Genomic DNA, 23841 nt, shown 5'->3' on the forward strand with positions numbered 1-23841 from the left:
CTTAATTGATCCGGCCTTCCGCTTCAACCGGCTGTCACTGGTATATTGGCAAAAGGTTCCGCCGCCAACTTAATTGAATCTGTCGGACAGCCATCAAAAGCATCTTCCAAGTCCTCCTCCAGATCTTCGGATACTTCAGTTATTCCTGTGTTGGCATCCAGGATTGAAAAAGCGATCCCTTCATCGTTATAATCGAAAATTTCCGGTGCAGTCGCTCCACATGCCCCGCAAGCGATACATGTCTCCTGATCAACCATTGTGTATATAGCCATGTGGCTCCCCCCTTTCACATAATTAAACGGATGTTGCGCTTTTCTCTTTTCCTCCCATTGTGCTCGTGCTGTGCAGCGGCTGAACTTTCGCACCCGGGTCGATATGAACTTTTGCATTACTCACTGCTGTAGGCGCTTCACCGAACCCGCTGGCAATCAGCTTCACCTTCCCTTCGTACGTGCAAATATCTCCTGCGGCGTATATGCCTTTGATATTCGTTTCCATTTTAGAATTGACAACGATGGAATTGTTCTCAATTTCAAGGCCCCAATCCTTTATTGGCCCTATTGATGATACGAATCCGTAATTGCCGAGAACGTCATCGACTTCCAATTCAAGCTGTTTTCCACTCTTTGCATCCGTCACAATCACTTTTTCTATTCTTTCTTCCCCAATCAGTTCGTCAGGGAGATAAGGAGTCAAGACCTCAACCTTGGATTGTTTAAGCTGCTCTACACTGTGTTCATGGGCACGAAATTTATCCCTTCGGTGTATGAGTGTCACTTTTTCAGCTATCGGTTCAAGCATTAGCGACCAGTCGACTGCCGAATCGCCGCCACCGAACACAACCACTTTCTTATCAGCGAATTGACTCATATTCTGAACAAAATAATGAAGGTTGGCATTTTCAAATCTTTCTTCGCCTTCGATTTTTAATTTTCGAGGCTGAAATGCCCCGTTTCCGGCAGTGATGATTATCGCTTTCGTATAATGTGTTTCTTCGGATGTAGTAATGGCAAATATCCCATCCGAAGTACGAACAATGGTCTCTACAGATTGATTAAGACATATATCCGTTTTGAATTGGCCCATTTGTTCCAGTAATCGATTGATGAGCTCTTGGGCCTGAATTTTTGGGAAACCCGCAATATCATAAATATATTTTTCAGGGTACAAAGCAGACAGCTGCCCTCCCAATTGAGGGAGACTTTCAATGATTTTCACTGAAGCTTGGCGCATCCCCGCATAAAAAGCGGTAAACAAACCAACCGGTCCTCCCCCGATAATAGTGATGTCAGTGACTTCATACTTTTCTTCCAAACTCATTCCCCCCTGGATGTCTTACGTAATACGATTCCATTTACTAGAATCGCTTTGCTTACAAATGCATGCAATAATTAATGACATGCAAACCTAGCCAATCGTCAATTTCAGCAATTGATAATTTTATATATTGCAATATGCGTGCCAACCACGGAAACCGCCTTTCATATACTAAATATTTAGAATTCTTTTTGAAAACGCTGTCATATTGAGTTATAATTAACTCAAATTTGATGAAACGTTATTCAGAATTCACTCATTCCCTTTTGAAAAGAGAGGATTACCTTATGAAAAGTACGGATTGTACTGAAAGTGTCGAGATGACACTCCAAACTCTATTAAAAATTCTTGATCATTCCTCAGATGAGATTTTCGTCCTTGACGGTGAAAAGCGGATTCTTTACGTCAACAAGGCATGTGAGCGCCATTATGGGCTGAAGCCTTCTGATGTCATCGGCAAAAATAATGTGGACTTATTTGAAAAAGGATACTGGACGCCCTCCATCGTGCCTGAAGTATTTAAAAGAAAAAAGCCTTGCTACATGAAACAGCAAACGTATATTGGGGCTGAATTGATGACATCGGCGATTCCAATTTTAAATGATGCAGGGGAAATTGAACTGGTGGTTACTACATCCACAGAAACACAAACGTATAAAATGTTAAAAGCAAATGAAGCAAGTAGTGAGTCGAAATTGACTCATGACGAAGATGAAACGGGGAGATTCATTACTAACAGCGGTAAAATCAACCGCATCCTCACTTTTTGTGAAAAGGTGGCACCAACGGATTCCACGATTTTGATCCAGGGGGAGTCTGGAACGGGTAAAGGTGTGCTTGCCCATTTCATCCACCGGATCAGTAAGCGGAAAAGTAAACCTTTCCTGACGATCAACTGTGCAGCCATTCCGGAGGAACTGCTCGAATCCGAACTATTCGGCTATTCAAAAGGAGCATTTACCGGTGCAAATAAAACTGGAAAACGCGGATTGATTGAATCCGCAGACGGCGGCACTGTCTTTCTTGATGAAATTGGGGAAATACCGCTCGCTCTGCAGGCAAAGCTTCTCCAAGTAATCCAGGATAAGCAATTCATTCCCGTCGGCGGCAGCGAAATGAAAAAAGTGGACATCCGCATCGTCGCCGCAACAAACCAGAACTTAATAGAAATGGTCAATGATAAAAGATTCCGGGAAGATTTATTTTACCGTTTGAATGTGATTGATATTCAATTGCCTCCATTGCGGGAACGTAAAGAAGATATCATTCCCCTTACGTACAATTTTTTAAATAAGTTCAATGAAAGGTATCATGAAAATAAAGTCATTTCGGAAGAATGCTTGAACCTATTAATTCATTATTCATGGCCTGGCAATGTACGCCAGCTCGAAAACTTGATTGAACGGTTGGTCTTAATAAGTGACTCCGTTATCCTGATGTCCGACTTGCCTGAAATGATAACCGAGAACGTTGAACAGGTCACACAGATTGATCTCCCCACTACTCTCGATAAAGCACTTGATGAAACGAAACGGATATTGATCAGGAAATCTTACCAAACATATAAATCATCAAGGAAAGTCGCGAAGGACCTCTCTATCAGCCAAACGAAAGCCTCAGCGTTGATCCGGGAGTACTGTGGGGACTTAATGAATAAATAGGTATCATGGAAATGACAATGCTTGTTTAACTTTAAACAAGTCCATTTTCCCCCACCCGGCATGCTGGTTATTCGTTGCTAGTGATCATGGTGAATGGTAAACACTTATATTCCAATTCAAATGAGCTCCCATTGTTAATCGCGGCGACTTCTTCTTGTTTAAATCACTTAGCTATTAAATTCAGGTACGAACAGAAAATAAGAGACTTCCCCTTTGCGGGAAAGTCTCTTATTTTCAAGAAGATCCTACTATTTTTTCGCCTCTCGGCTTTGTACTATTTGCATCTGGTTCTCTTGTGATGCCAATTTGATTGAATTTATCATCTATGGACAGTTTGTATGTCAATGATCCTGTACCTGCTTCATCAGGCTTGAAAGTTCCTGCATTTCTCCGTTTTCCATCTTTCAGCAACCACACCTGATACACCTCGGACTCTTGAAGGCTAGGCAAATTCTGAATCTGAACGATTAACCTTCTTTCGTCACCTTGCTGCAAAATGTATGCAGCCCCGTCCGTATTCATATTTACAGCGGTCTTATCGGCAGGCTGCAAAGATAGCGACGTTTTAACCTCCATTGGCAGATTGATAGCTGCAAGTTCTTTTTTCAGTTGAATATTGGAATATAACAGCACAAACGCCAAAACCAGAACAGCCAACAAAAGACCTGAAGTGACTGGTGTAAACTGCTTAAAGAAAAAACTACTCCAATTCTTTTTCCTTCTCACCGGAACTTCATCGTCAGTCTCAAAGACAAAATTCATGACCTCTGATTTCAGGGAAGAAGAAGGTTCCATTTCTTCGAAATCCCATTTCAATGAATTCCAGGCTTCTGTCATTTGTTCATACTCCCTAGTGCATTCAGAGCATTGCATTAAGTGTTCCGTGAATGCTTTTTTTTCTTTTTCTCCCAGTTCACCCGATAAAAATGAAAGCAGGTTAGCGCACTCTGTATTCATTTACAAACCACCTACTTCCAAATGCTTTTTCAACAATTTAAGCGACTGGTGAAGTCTGCTCTTGATGGTACCAACCGGTTCATTTTCAATTTTGGCAATTTCCGTTAACGAGTACCCTTTCCAATACAGTAAATCAATCAGCCTTTTTTGCGGCTTGCTTAACTTACTTTTTGCATTGGCAATTTCACTGTGTAATAGCCCATTTTCTATATCATTATTAGGATCTTCTATGTCAATTGGATGACTCATGTCCATGTGATTGTTATTCCGGATATGAACGCTGTCTTTACGGACATAATCCACACTCACATTTCGTGTAACGGTCAAAAGCCAGCTGACAAAGTGCCCCTTTTCGGGATTGTAACTGCTTTTTGTGGTCCAGAGCTTTAAAAAAACCAACTGCACAATCTCCTTTGTTTTTTCAGCATTTCCATTTGTGAACTTAAAAATATAACCATAGATTAATTTAATATAGCGGTCATAAAGTTCTTCCAGAGCAGGACGATGCTTTTTCATGACTAATGCCATCAATTCCTTATCAAGTTTTTCTTTCAATCGCACCTGCAACTCCTCACAAGTAAATTTGGAAAAAATGTGTAACAGGAACGACCATCACTGATCGCCCCTTTTTCTTATTTCGGAAAAATAGTCTTATTATTCACAATATACCAAACATTTTTCACACCTTCACCATTGACATCTCCCGCTGCCTTATCATTCGCAAAATAGTAGATTGGAAATCCTTTGTACGTCACCTGCTCTTCCCCTGTATCTTCCCTTTGAATGGTTCCAAAGTCATTTTCCTCAAATCCTTTAGGGACAGCAAAATCGCTTTCCATGAACGGCGGCCATTTTTTGAGACAATCACCCATGCAATTGCTTTTTCCTGATTTATCATTCTTGAAATAGTAAAGTGCCATTCCCTTGGAATCAGCCAGGTATTCGCCTGTTGTTTCACTTTCCAATAATTTTAGGGTTACCGCTTTTTCATCGGCAGTACCACTAACAGCTTGATCCTTTTCGGGTGAATTCTTCGCTTCATTTCCACATGCCGCCAATACTAAGACCATCATAAAAACTGAAAATACCATCCACTTTTTCATATACTCTCACTCCTCATAAATTTTACTTCCATCCCCATTTTTGAAACACTTGATGGGATTCTTCCGTTTTAAGATAAGCAATGAATTGTTTTGCCTTTTTCTTGTTTCCACTCTTACTTGTTATGCTAACCGGGGTCCCTCTATAGAGCTTGTCTTCCTCAGGGAGTTGAACCAGGTCCGTCACATCCGCCAGACGGTAATGCCAGGATTCATATGTAATCCAGGCGTCCAATTTTGAATTTGCCTTCCATAAATTAATAGCTTCTGCACTGGACTTCACTGAAATGTCAATATTCCTGCTAATTCCAGGAATCAATCCTTTTCTTCCAGCTAAATCTTCCCATAGCCCCAGTTGCCCGGCTCCATTAACATCCACAATCTTTACGCCCTTCTTCGTTAAATCCTCCAATGACTGGATATTCTTTGGGTTTCCTTTTCTAACCAGGATTCCAGCTGACCGTGCATACAATTCTGTACGGTTTTTTCCATCAAGGACCTCCGGATGATCATGCATGAATTCTGTTAGCATATACTCGGACCCTCCGTATATGATATCCGCATCCTGTTTGGCTTGATTAATCCATTTTTCTTCGGGTCCCGCTGTTACTTCAACTTTTATCCCCGTTTCTTGGGTGAATCGTTCCGCCACTTCCTTGATAGGTCCAAAAGGTCCTCCTGGTCCATATACTTTTACGACATCGTTGACAGCTTGCCCCCGATTCGAACCCATTTCCGATGAAAATCCTAACAGTACTAGCATCAATGATATCCACCCTACAAAAATGACCTTTTTCAAGTCTTTCTTCTCCCCCTTCTAAAAAGCCTTTGTACTATAGATAACGGGACAAACTTCCAAACGGTTTGAAAAAAATTATTAATTATTTTTAACTTGCTGTATAATACATCTGGTGATATTAAGCTATTCTTCTTTTTTCTCATAAAAAAACCATTCGAAAAGTATCTTTTTTCGAATGGGGCATGACTTTAATTACATACTCTTTCAAGTCTCTAAAACCAGTGACAGAAAAGGTTAGCTTGAATTGCTTCCCTTTTTTCTCTGTCTATTTCTTTTAACAACAGCTATCACCAACAATAACAGAGGAATCAACGTTTGCATCAAAACCCCATAAAAAGGGAAGGCGATGATATCAAAACGACTGACATCCATAGCGCTAGGATACGACCAAAAGCTGAATTCTACAATCAAAATCCCTATTGGCCATACAACAGGACGATAGTCGGAGAGATTCAGCCACTGCGCGGTACCCAAAGCAGCCGCATAATAAAACACAGAAATTTTGACAAACGCTCCTACTATCCATACGGCCATGATGGCGGACTCCAAATGTTCAAAAAAGTCGGCAAAACTGATGTACCGAGATACATTCATCAGAGGATAATTCTTGGTGGATGTTGTTGATCCGAGTACAAAAAGAACGATAAGATTCACCACAACTAACGTCATCATTACAGCAAACACAGTCCTCATCCCATATTTCATTCCTTTTTTCATATCCGTTAAAAAAGGGAGTAGAAAAATCATCAGAAAAAACTCGCTGAACCATCCACCTGGTACAATCGAACCCTTGATTGGAGGCATAATTCCATTCCCTAATATCGGGAATATATTCTTAAATTCGAGATCAGGGCCCAGTAGGATGATTAAGAGGAGGATTGGAATGATAAAAACGGGAACCAACAATTGGGCAGCTCTCCCCAACACCTCTATCCCTCCGCGTACGATAAAGGCACAGAGGAGTATCATCGATGCCATGACCACGCTAATTGGGGTTTTGACCAGAAAAGAGTCGACAATATATTCTCCGTAACTTCTTAGGATTTGCCCTGTGATCGGGATATAAAAAAACAAGAATAAAAAACCGAGAATTTTCCCCGGAATCCGACCAATGATCTGTTCACTGAATTGGATAACCGTTTGTTTCGGATAAAGTTTGTGCAGTTTATAAGCGATATACACCGTCACATACCCGATGAGAGACGCCACAATGGGGGAAAGCCATAAATCAGTTTTGGCATATTTCGCTGTGATGCTTGGAACACCGAGAACAGCCGTTGCCACAATCGTCGGATACATCATGAATGCCATCTGTAAAGATGAAATCTTCCCTTTCTCCATCATCTTCCTCCTTTCTGTGATAGTATGTAAATCTGGAATCACGCAACCCACTGATAGAATTACTTTTTCATAAACTCTTCAAACGGCTTAATAAAGAGATTAATCCATTCAGTACGTCCTGCCCACTGCACGAGTACGAACTTGTGTAGCACCAAAACGATAGGATATTTAGCATAAAAAATGCCCAGTCAGCTAGTTTTGGTTCCTTTACGATTTCTTTTCCTTACAATAGCAATCACCAACAATAACAGAGGAATAATCGTTTGCATCAAAATACTTTGTAAAGGGAAGACGTTGATATCATTACGACTGACATCCACAGAGCTAGGCAACGACCACAAACTGAAAATGACAATCAAAATCCCTATCGGCCATACAACAGGACGATAGTCGGAGAGATTCAGCCACTGCGCTGTACCTAAAGCAGATGCATAATAAAAAACGGAAATTTTCACAAACGCCCCCACTATCCATACCGCCATGGCAGCGGATTCCACATGTTCAAAAAAGTCGGCCAAACTGATGTATCGAGATGCATTCATCAAGGGGTAAAGCTTTGTGGACGTTGTTGACCCAAGTACAAAAAGAACCGTAAGATTCACCACAATTAACGTCATCATCACGGCAAAAACAGACTTCATACCGGATTTCATCCCTTTTTTCATATCCGCCAAAAAAGGAAGAAGGAAAATGATCAGGAAAAACTCGCTGAACCATCCCCCGGGTACAATCGCACCCTTGATTGGGGGCATTATACCATCCGCCAATACCGGGAATATATTCTTGAATTCGAGATCAGGAATCAGCAAGAGGATTAAGATAAAGATTGGAAAAATGAAAACAGGTACAAACAATTGGGCAGCTCGCCCCAACACTTCTATTCCCCCGCGTACGATGAACGCACACAGAAGCACCATCGATGCCATGATCACACTAATGGGGGTACGTACCAGAAAAGAGCCGACAATAAATTCTGCGTAGCCTCTAACGATTAGCCCCGTGTTCTGGATATAAAAAAACAAGAGTAAAAAACCGAAAATTTTCCCCGGAATCCGACCAATGATCTTTTCAGTGAATTGGATCACCGTTTGTTGTGGATAAAGTTGGTGCAGTTTATAAGCGATATAAACCGTAAGATATCCTATGAGCGCAGCAAAAATGGGGGACAGCCATAAATCAGTTTTGGCATACTTCGCTGTGATGCTGGGAACCCCGATAATAGCCGTTGCCACAATAGTCGGATACATCATGAATGCCATCTGTAATGATGAAATTTTCCCTTTCTCCATCTGCTTCCTCCTTTCATTAATAGGATGAATTGAGTAACGCAACACCCACTAACAGATTCATTTTTCCATAAACTCACCAAATGGCTTGAAAAGAGTTTCGATCCATTGAGTGGGTCCTGACATCTGTGGGAGATTGAACATGGATAGAACCAAGCCAGTGAGGAGCAGTGTAAGAAATGCCACTTTATCTTTTTTAGGATTTTGTTTCATTTTCGGCCATTCATACAAAATGATTAAAGCTACGATCACGGTTGTACAAATAAAAGCCCCCCATCTCACTTGTCCTTCACCTCATTTTCAGACAACCCCGCCGGTTTGTTTATATAGCCCTGTCTTCGAATATGGGCCGCAACATCGACTTCCACTTCCATTTCCGCGAATATCTCATCCCAGTGGTTATCGACCTTATTAAACTGTTTAGGATATTTACGATAGAAATCTTTACCTAAGCCTAAAATGTCCGCTTTCTTATGCTGGGTATTCAGAAAAGCCATCTCGATGCGTTTTTCTATATCTTTTTGATATGCTCGTTCTGCAGCATTTAGAGACTTAGGATTTGAAAGGTTTAAATTCGTTCCATTCTGTATAACAGCTCCATCTGTAATTACCTTCACCGATAATCTCCATTTTTCATTGATAATTTGCGGAATGATCTTGACTTTGGCTGACACTGGACTTAAAGATATCTCCCCTTTTACCCCTTTGGGTTTTATGGTCACGGTATATGATTCCACTTCATCCCTTAACCACAATAGCCCTCTTGTTTCTTTTTCCGTCATCATCCCAGTCATTTTATCCTTTTTGAACACAGCTGTCCCGGCAATGTAAGGAATTCCCTGTAATTTCGTTTGCCCTTTCGCTGGTGGTAAAATTTTAACGAATGGAAGTGCAGCCGCTTGAGGTATACCCGTTAACATTTCATCTAAATCCTGCATAGTGACCAGCATCCCAATATGTAAATCAGATAGTTCCCTAAGCACTTCCCCTGAATAGTTTTCCAGGGGTGGTAGAGATTCAAGGATAGGCTTCGCTTTCCCCATGCTGACATATACATTTGCTTTCTCTCTAGGCTGCGGATGGCGCAGCAAAAAATCCAGCTGCTCTTGAATTCCTTCCTTCGCTAACTGTTCACCGAATACAAATACTTTACAATGTCCCCAAAATACTTTTCGCGGAAGCTTGCTTTGAAGCTTGGACAATGCATCTGAAATATTGGAGCCTTTTTCATATCTCACCAATGTCGTAACCGCCCCCCCTCCTGGACTGGTCCCTCCTCCTTGACCACCGCCTCCACTACTTATTGAACTTGGAATAAAGACTTGGACGGATAGTTCTATTTGATTATTATCCTTCTTATCGATGGCGGCTGCTGTGACAATCGCCAAATCAGTGATTTCTGTTCGATCCCAACAACCGCTTAGAAAAGGGGTTGTTCCACTAATACCGAGAAAAAGAAGGACGCTTTTCAAGAAATGACGCCTCTTTACTTTCTCCAATATCTTTGTTCGCCTCCAGCAATTATTCACTCCGTTTCACTTCCCCTTTTTGGATTTGGTCCCTGCTCCGGGGGTTGACGGTATACATTAGAATCCCCTGTGAGACGCGGGCGTGTATCCATCCTCCACCAAGGAGCTCTCCACAGCACATCTTTCAGCTCTTGACCTTTTAACGGTGCCAGTGGCGTTAAGTAGGGAACGCCGAAGGAACGCAAGCTGCATAAGTGAATGACTATGGCAATGATCCCCATCATGATACCAAGCAGTCCTAATGTACCGGCAAGCAGCATCATTGGAAAACGCAGCATCCGGAAAGCAATTCCGGCAATATAACGAGGCATCATAAAAGAAGCGATTCCCGTAATCGCAACCACAATGACCATTGGCGCTGAAACCAACCCCGCTTGTACGGAAGCTTGACCAATCACTAGCGCGCCAACAATGCTGACAGCAGAACCTACCTGCTTCGGCAATCGAACCCCTGCCTCTCTTAGTGCTTCAAAGGTAATTTCCATAGCCAATGCCTCTACTATTGCAGGAAAAGGGACCGATTCCCGTGATGCCGCGCTGCTTAGCAGGAGTGAGGTTGGGACCGCCTCATGATGGAACGTCAAAATAGCAACATATAGGGACGGAAGCAAAAGAGATAATCCCATAAAAATATAACGTAACCAGCGGATAAAAGTGCCTGCCATAAAACGTTGAGCATAATCCTCTTGTGATTGAATCAAAGAAAAGAAGGATATGGGTGCAATTAAAGTAAAAGGGGTTCCTTCTACAAGAATGACAGCCCGTCCCTCCAGCAAACTGGCACAGGCTACATCCGGCCGTTCTGTCGTCATGATCTGAGGGAAAGGTGAATACGGATTGTCCTCAATCATTTCCTCGATGTACTCGCTTTCTAAAATACCGTCTATTTTAATTCGTTCCAACCGAGTTGTAATCTCTTCAATCAGTGTTTTATCCGCAAGTCCATCAATATAAGCAATCGAAACATTCGTCCTGGTATAAGTTCCGATCTTCATCGATTGTATTTTAAGGGCAGGACTTTTAATAATACGTCGCAATTGGGACGTATTTACCTCTAGAGATTCAATAAATCCCTCTCGTGACCCCCTTACTCCCCCCTCTGCCATAGGTTCTTCAATCGCCCGCTTTTCCCATTTGGACAATCCTAAAGAAAATCCATCACTTTCCCCTTCATATAGAAGGATCGGGTTTCCAGTAGAAATTGATTCAATGCAGTCCGCCAACATATTCACTTTTACCACTTTAGGAACGGGCATTTTATGTTCAATAAACTCATTTAATGACTGTGGCTCTTTTGATGACTCCTGCATGAGTGGAGATAGCACATATTGCTCTATCGCCTCGATGTCTGAGAGTCCCGCAATGTAAATAAGCATGGCTCGCGTTTTTCCGAAAAGTAAGAACGAGCGGAACATGACATCCGAGCAATTATCATAAACAGAACGAAGTGTTTCTACATTTAGACTGAAATTCGCATCAAGTGCATCTGCAGGCTTAGAATCTTGGTAATTATTCTGTACACTGGATTTTTTTTCTTTCGTTTTCTTTAACAATCTACCCACATTACGAATCAAGCTGAATCCCCCCATTTTTTTGCAGGTCGCTCTAACTCCATTTTTCTATGTTTCTTCATTAAGGGTATTTTATACAGAAAATCCTGTTTCCGACATGAACTAATTTTCATGGAAAAGCCATGTCATAAGTTGATTTTGAATAAACCGTAAACTCTTGTGATATCCTGTTTGTAATTAATAACTAAGGGGTATATCAAAAACCGAGGCTATTGTCGAAAATACTGTCTCTGGCGGAGTATTGTTTTTTGAATAAGCTACACAGGACCATAAAGTAGGGGTTACTTTTTTAAAGAAAGGATATTGTTTTAAATACCTTTTTTATATTGCATGGGCAATCAGACTAAAACATTAGAAGATAAGGGAGATTCTATGTCATTCTTAATCACATTGCTCGGATTATTGGTGTCCACAATAATCGCTACAATATTAAATGCTATATGGCCTCGTATCCCACTTCCGATATATCAAATATCCATGGGAGCAGTGTTCTCATTATTACCATTTCAATTATCATTTGATTTTCATTCAGAATTATTTATGATCTGTGTCATTGCTCCGCTGCTTTTTACAGAAGGAAAAAATACGTCTCGTAAAGAAATGCTAGAATTGCGTAAGCCAATTCTGTTATTGGCCTTTGGGTTAGTATTTGTGACGGTTTTTGCAGGAGGCTTTTTCATCCACTGGTTAATACCTGATATGCCGATGGCTGTGGCTTTTGCTTTAGCCGCAACAATTACTCCAACGGATGCGGTAGCGGTACAATCGATTACAAAAGGATTGAAATTGCCTGGAAACATGATGCCCATCCTTGAGGGTGAATCACTTTTCAATGATGCTGCCGGAATCGTCGCTTTTAAAGTTGCCCTGGCAGCTGCCTTAACTGGAGTGTTTTCTATAAAAGATGCATCGCTTAATTTTATATTTGTAGCTTTAGGCGGCATCTTTATAGGGATCCTATTGGGCTATTTAATCGTTAAATTACGATTATTTTTACGGGTTCATGGACTTGAAGAAATCCCAATGTCTATTGTCATTGAACTAATTACGCCTTTTGCCATCTATATGGCAGCTGAAGAATTCCATGTTTCCGGAATCTTGGCAGTGGTTGCTGCAGGTGTCATTCATGGCATCGAGCGGGATCGCCTTCAGAGTTCCACGACTAAATTGCAAATTGTATCAACTAATACATGGTCTGTATTAGGTTATGTCTTGAATGGACTTGTATTTGCTTTGTTAGGATTTATGTTGCCGAGTGTTTATCAGGAAATTGAGTCCAACTTAAATAGGGGCATTCTTTTTGGGATAAGTGTCTTAATCGTTCTTTTATTATTGGTGATCCGTTTTATATGGGTATACATCCTGCATGATACTTTTACGAAAAACAGAGTGAATCCATTAGAGCAATTCATTATGTCCAGGGTTCATCCAGAAGATAGCAATGACACCGATGAGGAGAATGTTTCAAGATCCCGATTTGCATTTTTGACATCCGTTTGCGGCATTCATGGAACCATTACATTGGCTACAGCTTTATCCATACCATATTTCATGCGGGATGACACTTTATTCCCGATGCGTAATACAGTCTTGTTTATCGCAGCTTGCGTTATATTGTTAAGCGTCACCTTGGCTACGGTTCTCTTGCCATTACTGGTAAAGACACCGATTGAATTCAAAGATGAGCGTCTAACCTCTGAGGAGGCTTATAAAATTGTTTTAAATAAAACGATCCATCAACTGAGCAAAGAAGCAACCATCGAGAATCAGAAAGCGGTCCATCAAGTAATGGAAGATTTAAATGAACAACTGATAGATTTGGAACGGGGAATAACGAATCGACCGGATGATCGGACAATACGCGAATTAGTGGAGCTAGGAGCCAATAAGGAATTGGAAGTCGTTTCTGGATTAGTCGAAAAAGGGACTATATCTGAAACAGCCTTTGAACTATATAAAGTGTATCTTTCAAGAACCTCGAATTATATGCAAAAATCCTCCCTGAAAAGGGCTTGGATCAATTTGCAGGCTATTCTTTTCAAGAAAAAGATCAATGTCAAATGGGATAAGAAATGGGAAGCGAAATTAGAGGACTCCATCGTTAAAAATGCGGACCTGATCAGGGAGTTTCGTAAAGCACAAAAAGAAGCTTCAAAGGAAGCCATTTTATTGATCAAACAACAAACTGCACCTGAAAACCGCCATGAAGTCATGCTTGTCATCCAAAGATATAATCGTTATTTGAATCCGTTCGGAACCTTAAGTGAAAAAGAAGCAAAACGCTTTGAAGAGATGGTAAGTCAATTTCAGTTGAATGCGATGCAAATCGAACGTGATATCATTGCGCAAATGGTTGAAGATGAGCAAATATCCATACAAACAGCAACTGAGATTAGACAAAACTTAATCTACGATGAAATGATAATGATACAAAATTGATAAAATATTAAGAGACTCCGATGCAACAGGAAGCGGTGTCTCTTTATTTACATTCCAAGGCAAGGATGAATACCTCAGGAAAAATAAAATGAAATGACTGTAGATCGAGCAGGTATAAGGGCTTTCATCGAAATTCCAGAGGATTCATGGCATCTGTTCCCATTATTCTTTATGGCCCTCACAATGGAGTTAAATCACCGTTTTGCAGCTTTTACAATTGAACCTAAATCAGTTCATAAAAGTATCATGAAGCTGGCAGGTCAATACAACGAACTCTTCTTTGAATTCAAGATGCATCGTAATGACAATGAAAAAAAGCATGTTCGTTTCTGTGTTTCACGAGTATTCGCTCCAAACTCACGAGTATTCGCTCCAAATTCACGAGTATTTGCTCCAAACTCACGAGTAAAAACATCAAATTCACGAGTAAAAGCATCAAACTCACGAGTATTCGCTCCAAACTCGCCTCTAAAAGCACCAAACTCACGAGTATTCGCTCCAAACTCTCCAGTAGAAGCCCGATGCCCCCTTCCAATTTACTCGGTTGATCAATCCTCTGTGCCGATCCTTCTCAATCCCTTCTTTATCAATTCCTTCATTCATTATTTTCACTTGGAAGCGAAAGTAGAGATAGAAAGCTTTCGAAAATCCCCTGTTTCGTCCGCACCATTATCGAATCTTGCTCTGTGAACAAACAGATGATTTCTTCTGCCCGGAAAAACATGCTGCATTTCTCCTTTTCTGCCGACAAAATACGGTCTTTTCCTCTCCTTCAAGCATTCCATCAATACCTACACTTCCTCATTCCATTCACGATTGCGGATAAGCAACTCTATCGCCTTGATCTCCTTATCTATCTCTACGTTTATTTTCATCCATGCAACCTCCCTTTGCTTATAATGTAAGTATATTAATATCTTAATATTTGGCTTGTAATTTCCAGCTACATGCCCCTTTATTACGATAACATGCTTGAAATGGATACTCAGATACACTAAATAACCGTCCAAATAATTGGACGGCCCTTTGATAGTGCATCTAATTCCGGATTCGATGCGTTTACATAAATTAAGATCACTCTTTACTTGTAAAAGTACTTGGCATCACCACAGCGATTACCTCTCCACGGGCGCAAAGTTTATCGAGTGCAAATACCTCTGTTTCGATTCTCCATTTCTTAGGGTGAATTTCATGAATCGTCCCAACAGCCATTAATGGCACATCATTTGGGGTTGGCTTTACGAACTCCACATTCAGTGACGCAGTCACGAACCTGGGTGGTTCCACTCCATCTCCAACTTCATGACCGTTTTTACGGTGTAAAGCCAATGCAGCGGAACCTGTTCCGTGACAATCAATTAAAGAGGCAATCAAGCCGCCATAAACAAATCCTGGAATTGCAATATGCTCTGGACGTGGTGTATAGATAGTCCTTGTTTGCTCGTCTTGCCAACCTGTTCGAAAATGATGACCATCTTTGTTCAAGCGACCGCATCCATAACACCAGGCAAATGCATCTGGATAATCATCTTGAATCGCTTTTATCACATTCTCCTCCATCATCTCTCCCCCTTTTTCAGAATATTATAACATCATTAAAGTATAAGGGGTCTATTTGGATACATGCTGAAAGGTTAGTTTTTTGAAATTCCATGAGTCTTTATTGAGGGTAATACCAAGTTTTAATTTTCATAGAATAGTAACCTGATGCAGCTTTAATCGAAAACACACATAAAAAGTTTGCAAGAATCCCTGCTCCTTTTACTCGATATAATTGACAAAGGCCCCTGTAAGCCAGAAGCATTCAGGAGCCTTCCTTTGACTGATATAGAGTTAAGAAGTGTCTACCATTCTATTGCAGGCTTACCTTCTTATTAAAAGTTAAGCCTTTTTCTTAAATCCCAATACTTGAATGTCATTTTACCCATTTTCGACTTTGAAAGTGAATTATATTTACGTCCAAGTGCTTGATTTTGTTTTTCTAGCTTAGTAATTTGTTTAAGTTGAACTGTGTTCAGTTTTTTTAATTGCTTTACTTCTTTAGCTAATTCCTTATTTTTCCCTTTCATATCATATTTTTCTTTATCAACAACTGCCCGTTCTTTGATTGAAATCTCCACATCTTTTGGTTTTAGCTTTGGATTGCCAAAGGTTTCAAATCCTATCGTTTTTAGATAAGGGACGTTATTTTGAAAATTTCGTTCAAAGTTTCCATACCTTTTATGGATGTGGAGAAATGTATAACATCCAGCTTTTTCTGCTGAAATGATTTGACCATACCCAGACAGTTTAAACAGTTTTTCGACTCGGTTTATTTCTTCAGGTATGTTTTTGACAATATAGATGAAAACTTCGTCAACATTAAACTCCGCAGGCAATATTTTCACTTTTTTTAATGATGTATGCCTAATCAGTTCATCAAAGTCATCTTCATCAATATAAAACATATTCGCACTTTCATTCACATAATCGGTAATGCGCTTGCTCCATAATGGTCCTTGCAGTTTTTTTATTGCTTCCGAAAATAAAAACTGCCTGCTAACTTGATACATTCGTTGGGCCGCAAACTCATATATATCCTTATTACATAATGCTAATTTGACAGCGTCACGGAAATCCTTCTCTGTAACAGCATATAACGGGTAATCTTCGCCAAAAAGCTTCATATGCATTTTGGTTGGATTCATTATTACAGCCTTCCTTAAAATCCCATACTCCAATAGCTTTGTAGACAGTTCCAGACTGCTGTCCATTTCCTCACTTCTCCAGGTTATCCCAATATCACTATTCACGATTAATTGTTGGGCATTCTCCCTTGTCAAAGCACCGTACCATGTAAGCCCATCCGTATTTTTAAGGAGGTATGCCGCCTCTTCCTTAAACTGAGAATCATCTTTAACCCATTTGAATTTATCCCCCGCCACATCAAGTGATAGATTCGGGATCTCACGTTTTAATTCTTTAAAAGCAGTAATAATGGGAATGGTCTTCCAATCCGGGTCGAATTTCCCTGTATATACAAGCTTGTTTTTTAACCGGGTCTGCCATTCCGCTGATTCAACGTTTGGTATCATCGGGGTAAGCAGGGAAACTTTGTTTTTTTCTTTATTCAAATTAAGAATTTCGATGACAAATTCGCACATCTCTTCTGTTTGACATAAGAAATACGCACACTGATCATATATATTTTTGATGCTCTCGAATTTCTCTTCATTAACATCCTGACCTATGTGAGTCAATCCTGTAGCATAAACTAATGTATTCTTTATGATATGCTTATGCTTTGCGATTTTTTCAACAGTCTCAATGCTTCTGACAAATAGCCAATCATATTCCTTTTGACTCCAATAATGAGAAATGAGCATTTCAGCTATATCGAAATCAATGACACCTTTTTTTACCCATTCATCACCGGCGGCATTAAAAAAAGGATCTACAAAAGGATTGAGAATGGTTATATTATCAAATTTCTCTAGTGGCTGAATTAAGATATCACGTTTGACCGGACTAGCTAAAAGTAAGTCAACTTCGATGTTGGAATCTAACGCAATGGTCGATGCTAAGGAAGATAAAAATACTGCAGATCCATCCATTGAATTCATGTCAATAAAGCCAAATAGAAGTACCTTCATTTTTCTGTTTTCAACTAGTTCATGTGAATTCAAAGTTTTCACTCCAATGACTGAAATCTGATATGAATTTTTATTTCTTTATTTGTTCTTTAATAGATGATTTAAGCGCAAGATATTTTAATGTGAATTTCCCTGCATACGTAACGTTGAATTTATGTTCTAACAACTTAAGTCTTCGTATTTCTTTGTTAAGCTTAATATTTTCCTTTTGGGCCATCTTACTTTTTTCTAATTCTTCTCGCAGCCTATTATTTTCTTTTGTAACTTTCTCAATGGTTTTTTGTTTTTCCATGCCGTTGCTCTCTATGAGCTCCAATGTCATGGACATCATGTCTTTCATTTGTAATTCGAGTTCCTCATACATCGTTTTCCAATATTCGTTTCGCTCGTCCATATTGAAAAAACTCCCCTCCATTAACCTTTGATGATCTCCAATTCTCTTTTTATAACAACATCTACAGCGCATTTTTCCCGAATCGACTGAGAAGCTTGTTTTGACACTCTTAAAAATACGTCCGAGTTGTAATATAAGCGCTCTATTGCATCGGCAATATCGGTAGGAGACTCAGGTTTTGTTAGAAGGCCAGAAACGTCATGTTTAACGAATTCCGGGATTGCCGTAATATCTGTTGAAATTGGCACTAGTCCGCTCGACATTGCCTCACACATGGAAACCCCTTGAGAATCCAAACGGGTCGGGCAAAGGAAAATTCCATACTTCTTATGTAATGCAGCGATTTTCTCCTGAGAAAGGAAACCTTTATGAATCGTTACATTCTCAAAATCCCGGATTGGCTCAACGGTTTGATCGAACAATTTTCCATCGCCATAAAATGCAAATTCCAACTTATCGAAGTATGGTCTCTTCGATAGTTCCAGCACTGCTTTCACCGATAGGTCATTGGCGTATTTTCGTGAAGCGTATGGCCTGATTGAAAGGACTTTTGTCCGCATTTCAGCTGGCTTTTCAATAAAGGTAAACAGATTGTCATCTATGACATTAGGAATGATTATTGAATTTTTCGATTCTGCTCTTGCATCACATTCCGCTATATGCTCTTTGAACCATTTGGATATATGAACAAAGGTTGTATCCAATTCAGTCGTTTGATAAAACCAATTCATAAAAGAAAGCTGTGATACATAATAATCGTCCGACATTTCAAGTATCTTCCTCAAGCTTTCAGGGCTTTCAAGAAAATTAAACCATCTTCTATGCCATGCCTCCGTTTCAAATCCATGTATCCAGGTGATAATCGGTAAATCCGTGTTCGTTTCTTTTATCGCTTGCACCATTTTTGGATTAACAAAATGAATGAGCGCTTTTTTATGTATTTTATGATTTAAGAAAATGCGCAAATGCTGTTCAGTTCCTCGATAAACAGGCACATCTTCATACGTATACTTTTCCGCTTTTTTATAGGCAGGATGCAAAACAAAGACATCCACCTTCAAACCCTCATCCAGATAAGCCTTGACTCTTCGGTGGATAAACCCATTCCGATATAACTGATCTTCATGTGGATAAGCATTCGTAATGATCACATATCTATCTTTTTCACTAAATGTAAGCTCATATAGATTTATAGATTCCTCCATTTTTGTTCACTCCTACTATTCAGTCATCTTCAATCAGCCTGCTACTTATCTGTAAATGAAGGATTTTAAAAAAAAGACCCTTTTCCAACCACTTTTTAAAACCGTCAATCGATTATAACAAACATGTATTACTGAATATTGACATCAGTGTGAGAATTCTGTAAATAAAAGTAAAGTTTTCATGAACTTTTATATGTTTTTGTAAAGCTTCAGTATGTATAAACAAGCAAAATAAAGAAGGACGATCCAGTTACCGGAATCGCCCTTTCATATATTTCCCAAAAGCTTAGACTTGATTATTTTTATATCCATAATGGGGTTATTGGTATAGTTACCAGTCAGTTACTTTTTTCTACTTCCAGAATTATTCAAGCATGTTTTTGTAAGAATAGAATAAAATCGAAAAAAGACCAATTTGCTGAAGAGAGTGATATAGATGGAGGCAATTACCTTTAAAGCATGTGCAATCAGTAATGAAATCGATTTGAACAAAATCGCCATTCATTGCGGCATCCCCAAAAAATTCACCTGGGAAGAGCCTTTAATTCTTAAAGGCGATATTCTACGTTCCATCCTTTATAAAAATGTGGACGAATCGCAGCAGGTGCTGGTTTTTTCCTTTGGCAGCATCGTCTTCATCAATTACTCACATGAGGATGAGATCAAGGCATTTTCCTCCTTTATCCAATCATTCGAGCCCGACATTGATCTCGTCAATGTAGATAGATATACGGATGATTACAGCCTTCACTTCAGTGAAACTGAAAACATCAATTTGACAGACGAATATGTAGTTGTTCCTAAATATGAATTTTTCTACCCTGAATTAATTTCCACCATTCTCGCAAAATCGGTGGCACTTGAAAAGACGGAGGAACAACTAGGAAAAATCCACGACAAGCTTGAAGCCATGATTGACCGACTGGAAAAAGGCAAGCTCAGAATCGGTAACAAGGAACTAGCGAGGACTACGGCAAAAATCGTACGTCACGAGTACAATACCCTGGCATATATCATGATTCTGGATAAACCTGATATTACATGGACAAGCAGCATTGCCGGCGAATTTTATGATAGAATGCTTGAATTTTTTGAATTGAATGATCGGTATAAAATCTTGAAAAGTAAAACCGAAATTTTATATAACATCATGGATGGGTTTTCTAACATCAGCCATTCGATCAGGGGACTATTCGTTGAATGGATTATTGTAATTCTCATTGTCTTTGAGATTCTTCTGACGATTTTAGAAATTATAGGATGGATTCCATGAATTCTTAATCATATCGTTTGGAATATCTTCAAAAAAATAAGCATCGTTTTGATGCTTATTTTGCGTTTAACCACTTCATCATATTTAAGCTGACTGTATACTGTCGTTTAACTACATGCTTTTCCTATCGGGACAAAGCATTCCAGAAGTTAGCTAAATCCCCCTTGATCCAGAGCAAAGTGGAAAATGAATTCCTCCCCTTCTTCCCCGTTAAATCTGTATCCTTTGTCAATGAATCCAACTTTCTTATACAAATTTATCGCTGGGATATTCGAATGATGCACCGTTAGAATAATCTCATCTTTATCTGGATGACTTAGTTTGATCATATCAGGAAGCACTTTTAACGCCTTAAAAGCTATGCCTTTTTTTTGATGGCGCAAATCCAAGGAGAATGATTTAAGAAGGATCGCATTCTCATTATTTGTATATTGATTTCCCGCTTTATCCGTATATAAGGCAAAACAACCAATCAAATCCTCATCTAAATAAATGACCATGGGGAGATTATATTTATCCTTCCTGAAGTCTTCGATAACTTTTAAAGGTATAGAAGTATAGATTGCTTGTTCTATAGGTAAACAATAATTGCTCAGCGCCTCAAGGTCACTTTCCATAAAAGGTCTAATAATTAAGCCAGCCATCATACTTGCACCCCATTTTCATATTTCAGATAAAGCCATATTAACAGAAACTAATGTTTTACACTCCAAGTAAAGTAATTTTCAAGAAAATTCATTCACACAAAAAAGGAATGGATTTGTTTACCACTCCTTCAGACTGTGGATAAGCTCAATGAAAACAAGTTTACCTGCATTTTTTATTTGAATGGTTCTGTTGATTTCAGAAATCCGCTCCCTTTCCGCCGACTGTCTGCCAAGCCTCCTCGGCGCAAGCGTCTCCGGGGTCTCCGGCTAGCCAGTTATTGGGCTGGAATGTCGCAAATCTCTTTAATCCAATGAGAATTACAGGAAAAAAAACACCAATGAAAATCTAATCTTGTTTTAATTTCATGGTTCGGGGTGGGACCAATTCGAACACCCTTTTGTCAATAAATTGTTGGAACAGCCAGACTGTAGACGAATTGGAAAAAAGCCTGTTTCCCTACAATATCACTTTTATAAAATTCCAGTTGATTGGAACGGAAGGTACGAGACTCCTGCGGGAAAAGCGTAGCCAGGGAGACCCCGCAGGCGAGCGCCGAGGGCGGACCGCCCGCGGAAAGCGAGTGCCTGGAGTGGAAATCATTACACATCCCCCCTTTCGGAAACCCGCTCCCTTTCCGCCGACTTTCTGCCAAGCCTCCTAGGCAGAAGCGCCTGTGGGGTCTCGGCTAGCCAGTGATTGGGCAGGTGTGTCGCAAATTTCTTCAATCCTATGAGGCTTACAGGAAAAAAACACCAATGAAAATCTAATCTTGTTTTAATTTCATGGTTCGGGGTGGGACCAATCCGAACTCCCTTTTGTCAAAAAATTGATGGAACAGTCAGAATGTAGATGAATTGGAAAAGAGCCAGTTTCCCTACAATATTACTTTTATAAAATTCCAGTTGATTGGAACGGAAGGTACGAGACTCCTGCGGGAAAAGCGTGGCCAGGGAGACCCCGCAGGCGAGCGCCGAGGAGGCTCCCGCCCGCGGAAAGCGAGTGCCTGGAGTGGAAATCATTACACATACCCTCTTTCGGAAATCCGCTCCCTTTCCTCCGACTGTCTGCCAAGCCTCCTAGGCAGAAGAAGGAGTTTCCAATCCTTTTTTCTTCTGTTTTTGAACGCTTGATGTTAAATCATTTAGGCGCTGATAATTCGCTTTCGGTTACCCATTTATGGTTCTTCACTTTTTCTCCTCCCGTAGTCGGTGTGAAATCGACCATATAAACAGTCGTTTTTTCGGCAGATTCAACTTCAGCGACTGCCCCGTTCATCCCTTCCATATGAGAAGCATTTACTGTGACCTCCGCTCCGGGTTCATACGCCACTTCACCTGCATCTTTGATTTCTTCGTGAATGATCCATTTATGATTTTCCACTTTTTCTCCGCCAGTTGCAGGCGTATACGAAATTGCATAAGCAGTCGTATCAAAGGCACCCACTATTGTTGCTTCCGCCCCTTTCATGCCTTCCATATGACCTGATTCGATAATCGCTTGACTTCCAACTTCATAGGTTGGATTTTCTGCCGGTTTTAATCCCTCCGGAACATCATCCGAGCTAGAATGGTTCATGTCCATTTCACTATGTTCCTTTACTTCTTTCTCTTCTTTGTTTTTATCATCGCTGTTGGAACATGCTCCAAGGACTAAAAACAGGGCTGCAAATAATGATAAGATGATAGGCAATTTTGTTCTTATTTTCATATTGAATAAAACCTCCTTTATGATTACATCCATCTTACCAATTAAATATGCAGAAAATATGGAGTACACTCGTGACTGAATGTAACCTGATGGCGATCATATTAAAGGTCTGGATAAAAGTGAACAGCATGCCATCGAGCGTGGTTTAACGAGGAAAAAGAATGGTTTAGTGATAGAGAGGGTATTTGAGGTATTCATTCCTGCCGGATCGTGCTTGGAAATCAAGCAAGAAGGACTTGGTCAAAAGTCCTTCCTCTGTCTAGTCTTCCAAAGTTGATTGTTCGATTTTTTGCATGATATGTGAAAGGTTCAGGGAGGCATGTTTTTTATAATCCCTGCCTATGGATTTGAATAACCCTTTCGCTATACCTATTAACATGATTTTCGTATGTCCATCAGAAATAATGGACTTATTAGGGAAACTTGATTCAGCATGTGCACCGCCAATTTTATTAGCTGTTTCCTTAATAAAATCAATGACTTTAATTTCCTGGGTTTTTCCTTCGATGTCGATTTTATAGATAATTTGATTTCTCCAAAGCTTTAGCTCAATCCTTTGTTTAGTATAATCGAAGAGTTCTTCCGTAATATGATCATGATCATTGCTCATTTGATTGGAGTCTTTAATGGGATACAATTTCGGGTTAGGATTGATTTTCTTTATTAAGGATTGGTCAATTGTGACCTTTTCCCGCTTTATGCGCGTATTTTTCGTTTCACAGAGAATCAGCCTTAACTGTCCGGCAATTATATTGTTGAATTCTTGTAATCCAAAGAATTCAACAAGCATTACACTATATTCCAAAATGGTGATGGCTTCATCGAATTTTCGTTTAGCAGCTGCATTCGATCTAGTAAAAACCAATCGGTTCTTCTTCTCCATATCCTTCTCACCCCACTGAATTCGAATGTATTGAATAAATAGTAAAACATCCATAATGGATGTTTCAGACTGTAGACAAATTCGTAGTAAGACAGTTTG

At 39.9% G+C, this 23841-nt stretch carries 22 protein-coding genes; 4 read left to right on the plus strand and 18 right to left on the minus strand.

The genetic code is table 11. The annotated features are described in order from the left end of the window. Nucleotides 1–23: 23 nt before the first annotated feature. The gene (locus AC3WLU_RS16110) at nt 24–272 is read right to left on the minus strand and encodes a ferredoxin (protein ID WP_268936479.1); all 249 of its coding nucleotides are present in this window, start codon (nt 270–272) and stop codon (nt 24–26) included. 22 nt (nt 273–294) lie between these two features. Continuing rightward, the gene (locus AC3WLU_RS16115) at nt 295–1314 is read right to left on the minus strand and encodes an NAD(P)/FAD-dependent oxidoreductase (RefSeq protein WP_492597544.1); all 1020 of its coding nucleotides are present in this window, start codon (nt 1312–1314) and stop codon (nt 295–297) included. A gap of 290 nt (nt 1315–1604) precedes the next feature. Between AC3WLU_RS16115 and AC3WLU_RS16120 the strand changes: the two genes are divergently transcribed. After that, nucleotides 1605–2978 (plus strand): sigma-54 interaction domain-containing protein, encoded by a 1374-nt coding sequence (locus tag AC3WLU_RS16120; RefSeq protein WP_336058289.1) that lies wholly within the window; start codon nt 1605–1607, stop codon nt 2976–2978. Nucleotides 2979–3212: 234 nt separating this feature from the next. On the opposite strand, the gene AC3WLU_RS16125 is transcribed toward AC3WLU_RS16120, so the two are convergent. From AC3WLU_RS16125 to AC3WLU_RS16165, 9 genes are all read right to left on the minus strand, one after another. After that, nucleotides 3213–3935 carry an anti-sigma factor domain-containing protein gene (locus tag AC3WLU_RS16125; protein WP_492597545.1) on the minus strand — a complete coding sequence of 241 codons (723 nt, stop codon included), beginning with the start codon at nt 3933–3935 and terminating at the stop codon, nt 3213–3215. Next, nucleotides 3936–4490, minus strand: coding sequence for an RNA polymerase sigma factor (locus AC3WLU_RS16130; protein ID WP_492597546.1), 555 nt, complete (start codon nt 4488–4490; stop codon nt 3936–3938). Nucleotides 4491–4567: 77 nt separating this feature from the next. Beyond that, a complete protein-coding gene (locus tag AC3WLU_RS16135) occupies nt 4568–5038 on the minus strand; it encodes a hypothetical protein (RefSeq protein ID WP_492597547.1) in 471 nt (156 codons plus the stop codon). A gap of 22 nt (nt 5039–5060) precedes the next feature. After that, nucleotides 5061–5834, minus strand: a complete 774-nt coding sequence (locus AC3WLU_RS16140; protein WP_492597548.1) for an extracellular solute-binding protein — start codon at nt 5832–5834, stop codon at nt 5061–5063. Between the two features lie 234 nt (nt 5835–6068). Continuing rightward, nucleotides 6069–7175 carry a GerAB/ArcD/ProY family transporter gene (locus AC3WLU_RS16145; RefSeq protein WP_492597549.1) on the minus strand — a complete coding sequence of 369 codons (1107 nt, stop codon included), beginning with the start codon at nt 7173–7175 and terminating at the stop codon, nt 6069–6071. 188 nt (nt 7176–7363) lie between these two features. Then, complete coding sequence (locus AC3WLU_RS16150; protein WP_413002609.1) at nt 7364–8464, minus strand: GerAB/ArcD/ProY family transporter; 1101 nt, start codon at nt 8462–8464, stop codon at nt 7364–7366. 57 nt (nt 8465–8521) lie between these two features. Further along, entirely contained in the window at nt 8522–8743 is a 222-nt protein-coding gene (locus AC3WLU_RS16155; RefSeq protein ID WP_413002611.1) for a hypothetical protein, read from the minus strand. After that, entirely contained in the window at nt 8740–9960 is a 1221-nt protein-coding gene (locus AC3WLU_RS16160) for a Ger(x)C family spore germination protein (RefSeq protein ID WP_413002613.1), read from the minus strand. The genes AC3WLU_RS16155 and AC3WLU_RS16160 overlap by 4 nt, the downstream gene beginning before the upstream one ends. Before the next feature lie 26 nt (nt 9961–9986). Then, nucleotides 9987–11579, minus strand: coding sequence for a spore germination protein (locus AC3WLU_RS16165; RefSeq protein ID WP_492597550.1), 1593 nt, complete (start codon nt 11577–11579; stop codon nt 9987–9989). 354 nt (nt 11580–11933) lie between these two features. Here AC3WLU_RS16165 and AC3WLU_RS16170 point away from each other — a divergent pair, with 354 nt between their 5' ends. Together AC3WLU_RS16170 and AC3WLU_RS16175 are read left to right on the plus strand one after the other, a co-directional pair. Further along, nucleotides 11934–14000 (plus strand): Na+/H+ antiporter, encoded by a 2067-nt coding sequence (locus AC3WLU_RS16170; protein ID WP_492597551.1) that lies wholly within the window; start codon nt 11934–11936, stop codon nt 13998–14000. Between the two features lie 93 nt (nt 14001–14093). Next, a complete protein-coding gene (locus AC3WLU_RS16175) occupies nt 14094–14690 on the plus strand; it encodes a hypothetical protein (RefSeq protein ID WP_492597552.1) in 597 nt (198 codons plus the stop codon). A 384-nt stretch (nt 14691–15074) separates the two neighbouring features. Here AC3WLU_RS16175 and AC3WLU_RS16180 read toward each other — a convergent pair whose 3' ends face one another. The 4 genes from AC3WLU_RS16180 to AC3WLU_RS16195 all read right to left on the minus strand — a co-directional run bounded on the left by AC3WLU_RS16180 (nt 15075) and on the right by AC3WLU_RS16195 (nt 19231). Continuing rightward, entirely contained in the window at nt 15075–15560 is a 486-nt protein-coding gene (locus AC3WLU_RS16180; RefSeq protein ID WP_492597553.1) for a PaaI family thioesterase, read from the minus strand. A gap of 314 nt (nt 15561–15874) precedes the next feature. Continuing rightward, entirely contained in the window at nt 15875–17665 is a 1791-nt protein-coding gene (locus AC3WLU_RS16185) for a glycosyltransferase family protein (protein ID WP_492597554.1), read from the minus strand. Between the two features lie 37 nt (nt 17666–17702). Then, on the minus strand, nt 17703–18026 hold the full coding sequence (locus tag AC3WLU_RS16190; RefSeq protein ID WP_252279881.1) for a hypothetical protein: 324 nt from the start codon (nt 18024–18026) through the stop codon (nt 17703–17705). Between the two features lie 20 nt (nt 18027–18046). After that, a complete protein-coding gene (locus AC3WLU_RS16195) occupies nt 18047–19231 on the minus strand; it encodes a glycosyltransferase family 4 protein (protein ID WP_336058278.1) in 1185 nt (394 codons plus the stop codon). Between the two features lie 436 nt (nt 19232–19667). Here AC3WLU_RS16195 and AC3WLU_RS16200 point away from each other — a divergent pair, with 436 nt between their 5' ends. Then, nucleotides 19668–20504: an RMD1 family protein gene (locus AC3WLU_RS16200; RefSeq protein ID WP_492597555.1), complete on the plus strand. Its 837-nt coding sequence runs from the start codon at nt 19668–19670 to the stop codon at nt 20502–20504. A gap of 149 nt (nt 20505–20653) precedes the next feature. Here AC3WLU_RS16200 and AC3WLU_RS16205 read toward each other — a convergent pair whose 3' ends face one another. The 3 genes from AC3WLU_RS16205 to AC3WLU_RS16215 all read right to left on the minus strand — a co-directional run bounded on the left by AC3WLU_RS16205 (nt 20654) and on the right by AC3WLU_RS16215 (nt 23742). Then, nucleotides 20654–21151, minus strand: coding sequence for a GNAT family N-acetyltransferase (locus AC3WLU_RS16205; protein ID WP_492597556.1), 498 nt, complete (start codon nt 21149–21151; stop codon nt 20654–20656). A gap of 1138 nt (nt 21152–22289) precedes the next feature. Continuing rightward, a complete protein-coding gene (locus AC3WLU_RS16210; protein WP_492597557.1) occupies nt 22290–22859 on the minus strand; it encodes a YdhK family protein in 570 nt (189 codons plus the stop codon). Between the two features lie 259 nt (nt 22860–23118). Further along, nucleotides 23119–23742, minus strand: a complete 624-nt coding sequence (locus AC3WLU_RS16215) for a hypothetical protein (RefSeq protein WP_057275559.1) — start codon at nt 23740–23742, stop codon at nt 23119–23121. Nucleotides 23743–23841 lie beyond the last annotated feature (99 nt).

Source organism: Peribacillus sp. FW305-BF15 (assembly GCF_058783805.1).

What these genes read in the sequence shown, in the direction of transcription:
- AC3WLU_RS16110 (WP_268936479.1), bottom strand. Translation starts at nt 272, where the DNA reads ATGGCTATATACACAATGGTTGATCAGGAGACATGTATCGCTTGCGGG.
- AC3WLU_RS16120 (WP_336058289.1), top strand. Translation starts at nt 1,605, where the DNA reads ATGAAAAGTACGGATTGTACTGAAAGTGTCGAGATGACACTCCAAACT.
- AC3WLU_RS16125 (WP_492597545.1), bottom strand. Translation starts at nt 3,935, where the DNA reads ATGAATACAGAGTGCGCTAACCTGCTTTCATTTTTATCGGGTGAACTG.
- AC3WLU_RS16135 (WP_492597547.1), bottom strand. Translation starts at nt 5,038, where the DNA reads ATGAAAAAGTGGATGGTATTTTCAGTTTTTATGATGGTCTTAGTATTG.
- AC3WLU_RS16145 (WP_492597549.1), bottom strand. Translation starts at nt 7,175, where the DNA reads ATGGAGAAAGGGAAGATTTCATCTTTACAGATGGCATTCATGATGTAT.
- AC3WLU_RS16150 (WP_413002609.1), bottom strand. Translation starts at nt 8,464, where the DNA reads ATGGAGAAAGGGAAAATTTCATCATTACAGATGGCATTCATGATGTAT.
- AC3WLU_RS16165 (WP_492597550.1), bottom strand. Translation starts at nt 11,579, where the DNA reads ATGGGGGGATTCAGCTTGATTCGTAATGTGGGTAGATTGTTAAAGAAA.
- AC3WLU_RS16170 (WP_492597551.1), top strand. Translation starts at nt 11,934, where the DNA reads ATGTCATTCTTAATCACATTGCTCGGATTATTGGTGTCCACAATAATC.
- AC3WLU_RS16175 (WP_492597552.1), top strand. Translation starts at nt 14,094, where the DNA reads ATGACTGTAGATCGAGCAGGTATAAGGGCTTTCATCGAAATTCCAGAG.
- AC3WLU_RS16180 (WP_492597553.1), bottom strand. Translation starts at nt 15,560, where the DNA reads ATGGAGGAGAATGTGATAAAAGCGATTCAAGATGATTATCCAGATGCA.
- AC3WLU_RS16190 (WP_252279881.1), bottom strand. Translation starts at nt 18,026, where the DNA reads ATGGACGAGCGAAACGAATATTGGAAAACGATGTATGAGGAACTCGAA.
- AC3WLU_RS16195 (WP_336058278.1), bottom strand. Translation starts at nt 19,231, where the DNA reads ATGGAGGAATCTATAAATCTATATGAGCTTACATTTAGTGAAAAAGAT.
- AC3WLU_RS16200 (WP_492597555.1), top strand. Translation starts at nt 19,668, where the DNA reads ATGGAGGCAATTACCTTTAAAGCATGTGCAATCAGTAATGAAATCGAT.
- AC3WLU_RS16205 (WP_492597556.1), bottom strand. Translation starts at nt 21,151, where the DNA reads ATGATGGCTGGCTTAATTATTAGACCTTTTATGGAAAGTGACCTTGAG.
- AC3WLU_RS16210 (WP_492597557.1), bottom strand. Translation starts at nt 22,859, where the DNA reads ATGAAAATAAGAACAAAATTGCCTATCATCTTATCATTATTTGCAGCC.
- AC3WLU_RS16215 (WP_057275559.1), bottom strand. Translation starts at nt 23,742, where the DNA reads ATGGAGAAGAAGAACCGATTGGTTTTTACTAGATCGAATGCAGCTGCT.